The sequence below is a fragment of the Amycolatopsis rhizosphaerae genome, assembly GCF_007713715.1.
Taxonomy (GTDB): domain Bacteria; phylum Actinomycetota; class Actinomycetes; order Mycobacteriales; family Pseudonocardiaceae; genus Amycolatopsis_E; species Amycolatopsis_E rhizosphaerae.
Genome location: NZ_VJWX01000321.1, coordinates 1 through 8247, shown reverse-complemented (window position 1 = coordinate 8247; position 8247 = coordinate 1). Strand labels below are relative to the sequence as shown.

The 8247-nt window shown below is 70.8% G+C and carries 8 protein-coding genes; 5 read left to right on the top strand and 3 right to left on the bottom strand.

Annotated features, from left to right (window positions below; all coding sequences use genetic code 11):
• Positions 1-158 precede the first annotated feature (158 nt).
• The 3 genes from FNH05_RS25830 to FNH05_RS25820 are packed head-to-tail and all read left to right on the top strand — an operon-like array spanning position 159 to position 3835.
• Positions 159-1976 carry an acetyl/propionyl/methylcrotonyl-CoA carboxylase subunit alpha gene (locus FNH05_RS25830; protein ID WP_144591310.1) on the top strand — a complete coding sequence of 606 codons (1818 nt, stop codon included), beginning with the start codon at positions 159-161 and terminating at the stop codon, positions 1974-1976.
• A complete protein-coding gene (locus FNH05_RS25825) occupies positions 1973-3130 on the top strand; it encodes an acyl-CoA dehydrogenase family protein (protein ID WP_144591309.1) in 1158 nt (385 codons plus the stop codon). The genes FNH05_RS25830 and FNH05_RS25825 overlap by 4 nt, the downstream gene beginning before the upstream one ends.
• A 45-nt stretch (positions 3131-3175) precedes the next feature.
• On the top strand, positions 3176-3835 hold the full coding sequence (locus FNH05_RS25820) for a TetR/AcrR family transcriptional regulator (RefSeq protein WP_144591308.1): 660 nt from the start codon (positions 3176-3178) through the stop codon (positions 3833-3835).
• Positions 3836-3970: 135 nt separating this feature from the next.
• On the opposite strand, the gene FNH05_RS25815 is transcribed toward FNH05_RS25820, so the two are convergent.
• Complete coding sequence (locus FNH05_RS25815) at positions 3971-4429, bottom strand: nucleoside deaminase (protein ID WP_144591307.1); 459 nt, start codon at positions 4427-4429, stop codon at positions 3971-3973.
• A gap of 40 nt (positions 4430-4469) precedes the next feature.
• Entirely contained in the window at positions 4470-4841 is a 372-nt protein-coding gene (locus FNH05_RS25810; protein WP_144591311.1) for a MerR family transcriptional regulator, read from the bottom strand.
• 114 nt (positions 4842-4955) lie between these two features.
• Here FNH05_RS25810 and FNH05_RS25805 point away from each other — a divergent pair, with 114 nt between their 5' ends.
• The gene (locus tag FNH05_RS25805) at positions 4956-6029 is read left to right on the top strand and encodes an alkene reductase (RefSeq protein ID WP_144591306.1); all 1074 of its coding nucleotides are present in this window, start codon (positions 4956-4958) and stop codon (positions 6027-6029) included.
• Positions 6030-6203: 174 nt separating this feature from the next.
• On the opposite strand, the gene FNH05_RS25800 is transcribed toward FNH05_RS25805, so the two are convergent.
• Entirely contained in the window at positions 6204-6965 is a 762-nt protein-coding gene (locus FNH05_RS25800) for a DeoR/GlpR family DNA-binding transcription regulator (protein WP_144591305.1), read from the bottom strand.
• Positions 6966-7271: 306 nt separating this feature from the next.
• Between FNH05_RS25800 and pfkB the strand changes: the two genes are divergently transcribed.
• On the top strand, positions 7272-8207 hold the full coding sequence (pfkB, locus tag FNH05_RS25795; RefSeq protein WP_144591304.1) for a 1-phosphofructokinase: 936 nt from the start codon (positions 7272-7274) through the stop codon (positions 8205-8207).
• The last annotated feature ends 40 nt before the right edge of the window (positions 8208-8247 follow it).

Sequence of the window (8247 nt, the reverse complement as noted above, 5' to 3'; positions counted from 1 at the left end):
CCCCTGTCTCCCCTAACCCTCGCTCCGCCGCAAGATTAGGGTGAGCCGACTCTCACCGCAGGGGACCGACCGGCCCGTAAACTCCCGAGTTGAGGCCCGCGGACGCGCCGCGTCGGACGCGCCGGGGAGCAGTCGGAACACCAAATGGAGGTAGGGGCGTGCCCGAACAGGCCAGCGGCAGCCAAGGCGGACCGGTCACCAAGATCCTCATCGCCAACCGTGGCGAGATCGCGGTGCGGGTGATCAGAGCGGCCAAAGACGCGGGCCTGACCAGCGTCGCGGTCTACGCCGACCCCGACCGTGACGCCCCGCACGTCCGTCTCGCCGACGAGGCGTTCGCCCTCGGCGGGAACACCGCGGCGGAAAGCTACCTCGTCATCGACAAGCTGATCGACGTCGCCAAGCGGTCCGGCGCCGACGCGGTCCACCCGGGCTACGGCTTCCTGTCGGAGAACGCGGACTTCGCCCAGGCCGTGATCGACGCGGGCCTCACCTGGATCGGCCCCAGCCCCCAGGCCATCCGGGACCTCGGCGACAAGGTCACCGCCCGGCACATCGCGATGAAGGCCGGCGCCCCGCTCGTGCCCGGCACCAAGGAGCCGGTCTCCGGCCCCGAGGAGATCATCGCCTTCGCCCAGGAACACGGCCTGCCGGTGGCGATCAAGGCGGCGTTCGGCGGTGGCGGCCGCGGCCTGAAGGTCGCCCGCACCCTCGAAGAGATTCCGGAGCTGTTCGAATCGGCGACCCGCGAGGCGGTTTCCGCGTTCGGCCGCGGTGAATGCTTCGTCGAGCGCTACCTCGACAAGCCCCGCCACGTCGAGGCGCAGGTGCTCGCCGACAAGCACGGCAACGCGATCGTGGTCGGCACTCGCGACTGCTCGCTGCAGCGCCGCCACCAGAAGCTGGTCGAGGAGGCGCCCGCGCCGTTCCTCACCGACGAGCAGCGCGCCACCATCCACAGCTCCGCCAAGGCCATCTGCAAGGAGGCGGGCTACTCCGGGGCGGGCACCGTCGAGTACCTGGTCGGCCAGGACGGCACGATCTCCTTCCTGGAGGTCAACACCCGGCTCCAGGTGGAGCACCCGGTGTCGGAGGAGACCACCGGCATCGACCTCGTCCGCGAGATGTTCCGCATCGCGCGGGGCGAGAAACTGCGCTTCACCGAGGACCCCGAGCCGCGTGGTCACTCGATCGAGTTCCGGATCAACGGCGAGGACGCCGGCCGCAACTTCCTGCCCGCCCCCGGCACCGTCACCAGGCTGGTCTTCCCCGAGGGGCCCGGCGTCCGGGTCGACTCCGGGGTCGAGTCGGGCAGCGTGATCGGCGGCCAGTTCGACTCGATGCTGGCCAAGCTGATCATCACCGGTTCCGACCGCGAGAACGCGCTCGAGCGCAGCCGTCGCGCGCTGGACGAGATGGTGGTCGAGGGCATGGCCACCGTGCTTCCGTTCCACCGCCTGATCGTGCGGGACCCGGCGTTCGTCGGCGACGGCGAGTCGTTCACCGTGCACACGCGCTGGATCGAGACCGAGTTCGACAACACCATCGAGCCGTTCAGCGACGGTGCCGGTGCCGAGGACGAGACCGAACCGCGCCAGACCGTCGTGGTCGAGGTCGGCGGGCGGCGCCTGGAGGTCTCGCTGCCGGGTGACCTGGCACTGGGCGGCGGCAACGGCGGCCGCGGCGCGGCCGCGAAGGCCAAGCCGCGCAAGCGGGCCGGCGGCACCAAGGCCGCGGTCAGCGGTGACGCGGTGGCCGCGCCGATGCAGGGCACGATCGTCAAGGTCGCGGTCGAGGAGGGCCAGCAGGTCGAGGCGGGCGAGCTGATCGTGGTGCTGGAAGCGATGAAGATGGAACACCGGATCAGCGCCCCGGCCGACGGCGTCGTCGACCAGCTTCCGGTGTCCGTGGGGCAGCAGGTGGAAGTGGGGGCCGTGCTCGCGGTCGTCACCACGTCGGCAAAGGAGACCGCATGAGCTTCACCGAATCCGAAGAGCGGCAGGCGCTGCGCAAGGCCGTCGGCGAACTGGCCCGCAGCTACGGCCACGAGTACTACCTCAAGCTCGCCCGCTCGGGCGGGCACACGACGGAACTGTGGAACGAGGCCGGGCGGCTGGGCTACCTCGGTGTCGCGGTGCCGGAGGAGTACGGCGGCGGCGGTGCGGGGATCGGCGACCTCGCCGCGGTGTGCGAGGAGTTCTGCGCCGCGGGCACCCCGATGCTGCTGATGGTGGTCTCCCCGGCCATCTGCGCGACGGTGATCGCGCGCTACGGCACCGACGAGCAGAAGAGCCGCTGGCTGCCCCGGTTCGCCACCGGCGAGGTGCGCATGTCCTTCGCCATCACCGAACCCGACGCCGGGTCGAACTCGCACCGGATCACCACCACCGCCCACCGCGACGGCGGCGACTGGATTCTCAACGGGCGCAAGGTGTTCATCTCCGGGGTGGACGAGGCCGAGGCGGTGCTCGTGGTCGGCCGCACCGAGGACGCCAAGACCGGACGGCTGAAGCCGGCCCTGTTCATCGTGCCCACCGACGCGCCCGGCTTCGAGTACCGGCAGATCGAAATGGATCTGGTCTCGGCCGACAAGCAGTTCGGGCTGTTCCTGGACGACGTGCGGCTGCCCGCCGACGCCCTGGTCGGCTCGGAGGACGCGGCGCTGGCACAGCTGTTCGCCGGGTTGAACCCGGAGCGGATCATGGGCGCGTCCTTCTCCCTCGGCGTCGCGCGCTACGCGCTGGACAAGGGGGTGGACTACGCCCGGCAGCGCAGCGTCTGGGGCGCGCCGATCGGCAGCCACCAGGGCCTGGCGCACCCGCTGGCCCAGGTGAAGATCGAACTGGAACTGGCGAAGCTGATGACGCAGAAGGCCGCCGCTCTCTACGACTCCGGTGACGACTTCGGCGCGGGTGAGGCGGCGAACATGGCCAAGTACGCCGCGGCCGAGGTGGCGATCAAGGCCGTGGACACCGCGGTCCAGGTTCACGGGGGTAACGGTCTGGCTTCGGAGTACGGCCTGGGTACGCTGCTCGCGGCGGTCCGGGTCGGCCGGATCGCCCCGGTGAGCCGGGAGATGGTGCTGAACTTCGTCGCACAGCACAGCCTCGGCCTCCCGAAGTCCTATTAGGAGCGGGCATTCGGGGGAGGAGCGCAACCCCCAGCTAGGAGTGTCTTGACCACGCCAGCGCGAGAACCGCAGCAGGAACGCAGCCGGACCACCCGGCGGCGGCTGATCGAAGCCGCCGTCGAGTGTCTCGGCGATCTCGGCTGGAGTGGGACGACGGTGGCGGTGGTCGCGCAGCGGGCCGGGGTTTCCCGCGGCGCGGCCCAGCACCACTTCCGCACCAGGGAGGATCTGGTGACGGCGGCCGTCGAGTACCTGAGCGAGGTGCAGGTGAGCCTCCTGCGCGACTATGCGGACACCCTTCCCGCGGGGGAATCCCGCATCGAACCCGTCGTCGACATGCTGCTCAACCTCTACGCCGGGCCGATGTTCCGCGCCGCGCTGCACCTGTGGGTCGCGGCCTCCACGGACGAGGCACTGAAATCGGTGCTCGTGCCGCTGGAGGCCCGCGTCGGCCGGGAGGCGCACCGCCTCGCGGTGGAACTGCTCGGCGTGCGCGAGTCCCACCCGGGGGTGCGGGAACTCGTCCAGGCCACCTTGGACCTCGCGCGGGGGCTGGGGCTGGCCAACCTGCTCACCGACGACACGCGGCGGCGGCGCAACATCGTGCGCCAGTGGGCGCGTGTGCTGGGGGACGCGCTGCCGGAACCCGGGCCGATGCCCGCCCGCCTCGCCGGAGCCGAAGCCACCCGCCAGGCCTCGCCCTGAGGGTCCGGCAACCCCCATGCGAAGGTGAGTCCCACCTTCGTGCGCCCGTGTCCCACGCTGGGGCGCTTGTGTCCCACCCTCGTGCGTTTGAGTCCCACCCTCGTGCGTTTCCCATGAGGGCACACCGCAGGCGGGCTAGGGAGTTTCGACGCCGATGTCTTCGAACCAGAGGTCGGGACGTGCGGCGATGAACTCCGTCATGAGCGCGATGCACGCCGGGTCGTCGAGGACGGTGATCCCGGTGCCGTGCTCGGCGAGCCAGTCGTGGCCGCCGGAGAAGGTCCTGGCCTCGCCGATGACCACGTGGGAGATGCCGAACTGCCGCACCAGCCCACTGCAGTACCAGCAGGGGGAGAGCGTGGTCACCATCACGGTGTCGCGGTAGTGCCTGCGGCGGCCCGCGTTGCGGAAGGCCGCGGTTTCGGCGTGCATCGACGGGTCGTCGTCCTGGACCCGGCGGTTGTGCCCGCGCCCGAGCAGTTCACCGTCCACTGTGAACAGCGCTGCTCCGATCGGGACCCCGCCCTCCGCGCGGCCCGCCAGTGCTTCGGCGCGGGCGACGTCGAGCAGGTGACTGGGGTCGAAGGTTCCCATCGCCCCACCCTAACCCGCTCACCCCGGGTGTCCCAGTGTCTCAGCGTGACGTGTTCAGGGCTTCCCGATGTGCTCGCGCCATGGCCATGAGGCCGTCGAGTGCGTCACGAGTACGGACGAGGTCGTCGATGTGCCGGGAGAGCCGGTCGCGCTCGGCCGCCATCCGCTCCAGTGCGGCGTCGGCGGTCTCGGTGCTCGGCGCGTCGACGCACGGCAGAAGGTCGGCAATGGTGTGACTGGACAGGCCCGCGGCGTACAGCCGCTGGATGAACGCCACCCGCTCGACCGCGGAGTCGGTGTACTGCCGCTGCCCGCTCGCGCTGCGGGCACTGGACAGCAACCCCTGCTCTTCGTAGTACCGCACCGAGCGGACACTGACCCCGGCCCGTGCGGCGAGTTCCCCGATGCGCATCCGTCCTCCGGCTGTGATCCGCGCCATCAAACCTTGCCTCTGACGTCAATGTCAGGTTTTAGCGTAGCACCGTGCCCAGGAACGTGGTGGGCGGATTTGCGAAGGAGTTCTGACGTGACAAGCCTTTTCACCGGATACCGGCTCGGCGGCCTCGCGCTGCCCAACCGCGTGGTGATGGCCCCGATGACGCGGGTCCGGGCGGCCGCAGGCGGTTTGGCGACGCCCTCGATGGCGACCTACTACGCCCAGCGGGCGTCCGCCGGGCTGATCGTGTCGGAGGGTGTGCAGCCGAGCCTGATCGGGCAGTCGAACCCGGGGACGCCGGGCCTGCACACCGACGAGCAGGTCGCCTCGTGGCGTCCGGTGACCGACGCCGTGCACGTCAACGGCGGGCGGATCTTCGCCCAGATCATGCACGGCGGGCGGGTCTCGCATCCCGCCACCACCGGCCTGCAGCCGGTGGGGCCCTCGGCCGTCGCGGCCACCGGCAACGTGTTCACCCCGGCCGGGCCGCAGCCCGCGCCGGTCCCGCGTGCCCTGGACACCGCCGAGGTGCCCGAGCACGTCCAGTCCTACGCCGAGGCCGCCCGGCGTGCCGTCGACGCCGGTTTCGACGGCGTGGAGCTGCACGGTGCCAACGGCTACCTGATCTCGCAGTTCCTGTCCTCGAACGCCAACCTGCGCACGGACCGCTACGGGGGTTCGGTGGCCAACCGCATCCGGTTCGCCGTCGAGGCGGTTGCCGCGACCGCCGACGCCGTCGGCGGGGCCAGGACCGGTATCCGCCTCTCCCCGGGCGGGACGTTCTGGGGCGTCGAGGATAGCGACGTCCCCGAGCTGTACGCCGCGCTGCTGGGCGAACTGGCCCGCCTGGACCTCGCCTACGTGCACCTCGAAGCGACCGCCGACGAAGACGTGCTGCTCGGCCTGCGCCGGGCGTGGCCGGGCACGCTGATCATGAACCCGGTGCTGCCGATGGGGCCGAAGCAGGCCGGGAAGACCGAGGCCGACCACTGGCTGGGGCTCGGGGCGGACCTCATCAGCTTCGGACGCGCCTTCATCGCCAACCCCGACCTGGTCGAGCGCCTGCGGGCCGGGCACCCGCTCGCCCCCGTCGACGAGGCCACCTACTACCAGGGCGGCGACGCGGGCTATCTCACCTACCCTGCCTACCAGTACACGGCCTGACCCCACCGGGCCGTGCTCCCCAGGGCCGTGAGGGTTCCCCTCACCCCCGGCCGGAGGGGCTGGGGCAAGCCGTGAAGGGTCCCTTCACAGTCGAATCGACTGTGAAGGGACCCTTCACGGCCAACACCCACGCGACTTTGCGGGGGTCCTCTTCGGACCCTGGGAGCCGGTGGGTCACGCGGTCAGGACGGTGACGCCCTCGCGTTCGATCTCGGCGGCCACCGCCGGGTCGATCCCGCTGTCGGTGATGAACGTGTCCACAACGGACAGTTCGCCGAACCGGGCGAAATGGTCGTTGCCCACCTTGGTGTGGTCGGCGAGCAGGACCACGCGGCGGGCACCGGCGATCGAGGCGCGCTTGACCATCGCCTCCGCCGGGTCCGGGGTGGTGAGACCGCGCTCGACGGAGAGGCCGTTGGTCGCCATGAAGGCCACCTCGACGAAGGTCTCGCTCAGCGCGTGCAGGGCCCAGGAGTCGACCGACGCGAGCGTGCGGGCGCGCAGCCTGCCCCCGACCAGCATCACCGTGAGGCTGGGGCGCTTGGACAGCGTCAGGGCGATGTTCACCGAGTTCGTGACGACCGTGAGGTCGCAGTCGATCGGCAGGGCCTCGGCCAGGTGGGCGGTGGTCGTCCCGGCGTCGAGCAGGATCGCGCCTTCCGACGGCAGTTCGGCGACCGCGGCCTTGCCGATGCGCTTCTTCTCCGCCGTCATGACGCTTTCACGGGTGGTGAACGCCGGCTCGAAACCCAGCCGTTCGATGGGGATCGCGCCGCCGTGCACGCGGCGGAGTGATCCGTGGCGCTCCAGGGTGGTGAGGTCACGGCGGATGGTCTCGGTGGTCACCGCGAACTCGCCCGCGAGTTCGGCCACGTCCACCCGGCCGCGCGAACGGGCCCGCTCGAGGATCAGCTGCTGACGCTCTTCCGCGTACATCGCGAACCCCGCCCATGTCGTTCTGTGTTGCTGGTGATGTCAGTTTATGTGGGATCACCTGCGGTAGGCAACGCAGGGTGGTCGCCCCGATGGCCGCGCGCGATCATGTGGACCAGCCTCCGCGATATGGCTTTGTGTGGGTTTGTCGGCCCCGAGCGGGTCAGTAGTTCTGGCTGCTACGGCGGCAAAACCCGGGTCTTGATGGGGCGCGCGTGGCCCGCGTGACCAAAGTGAGACTTGTAAACGCAGACGAACGCAGGCAATATCACTCAAACCAAAGAGGCCCTCGGCGGAGGTGTGCGGAACGTGTTCGTGACCCTGACGGCGAATCCGAGCGTCGACCGGACGGTCGAGGTCGACCGGATCATCCGGGGTGGCCTCCACCGGGCCACGAGCGCTCGCGTCCAGCCGGGCGGCAAGGGCATCAACGTCGCGCGCGCCTTGGTGCGCAACGGGTTCAAGGCCCGTGCCGTGGTCCCCGCCGGAGGACCCGAGGGCGACCGGCTGATCAGCCTGCTGCGGGACTACAACATCGACGTGGTCCGGGTCCGGACCACGGAGCCGGTGCGCAGCAACGTCAGCCTCGTCGAACCGGACGCGACCGTGACGAAGGTGAACGAGAGCGGCCCGCGCCTGTCCGGTCAGGAGCTGGAGGCACTCTGCGACGCGCTGTTGTCCCATGTGGACGACGCGGAATGGGTGGTGGCAGCGGGAAGCCTGCCGCCGGGCGCCGGTGACGACTTCTACGCGGACCTGATCGCGCGCCTGGCCCCGACCGGCGTCAAGGTCGCCGTCGACACCAGCGGCCCGGCCTTCCGGACGTCGGTCAAGGCCGGGCCCGCGCTGGTCAAGCCGAACCTCGACGAGCTGGAGGAAGCGGTCGGCCGTCCGCTCGACACCGTCCGGGACGTCGTCGACGCCGCACAGGAACTCCGCGCGCTCGGCGCGGGAACCGTTCTCGCCAGTCTTGGCGGCAAGGGTGCCGTACTGGTGGAAGACGCGGGAATCTGGCGCGCCAACGCCTCGGCCGAGCCGCGCAGTTCGGTCGGCGCCGGCGACGCGATGCTCGCCGGTTTCCTGGCGGCAGGGGGGAGTGGTCCGCGGGCACTGGCCACCGCCGTGGCCTGGGGTGCGGCGGCGGTGTCGCTCCCCGGAAGCACGATGCCGGGTCCCGAAGACGTGGGGGCACGCCGGGTCCGGGTGGACCCGCGTCCCGAGTGGACCGAGAAGGTCCGCGAATAGCGTTGCCGCGCAAGGCGAGCCGGATCGGCCCGCCCACCGC

What these genes read in the sequence shown, in the direction of transcription:
- FNH05_RS25810 (WP_144591311.1), bottom strand. Translation starts at nt 4,841, where the DNA reads ATGCGCATCGGGGAACTCGCCGCACGGGCCGGGGTCAGTGTCCGCTCG.
- FNH05_RS25825 (WP_144591309.1), top strand. Translation starts at nt 1,973, where the DNA reads ATGAGCTTCACCGAATCCGAAGAGCGGCAGGCGCTGCGCAAGGCCGTC.
- FNH05_RS25800 (WP_144591305.1), bottom strand. Translation starts at nt 6,965, where the DNA reads ATGTACGCGGAAGAGCGTCAGCAGCTGATCCTCGAGCGGGCCCGTTCG.
- FNH05_RS25815 (WP_144591307.1), bottom strand. Translation starts at nt 4,429, where the DNA reads ATGGGAACCTTCGACCCCAGTCACCTGCTCGACGTCGCCCGCGCCGAA.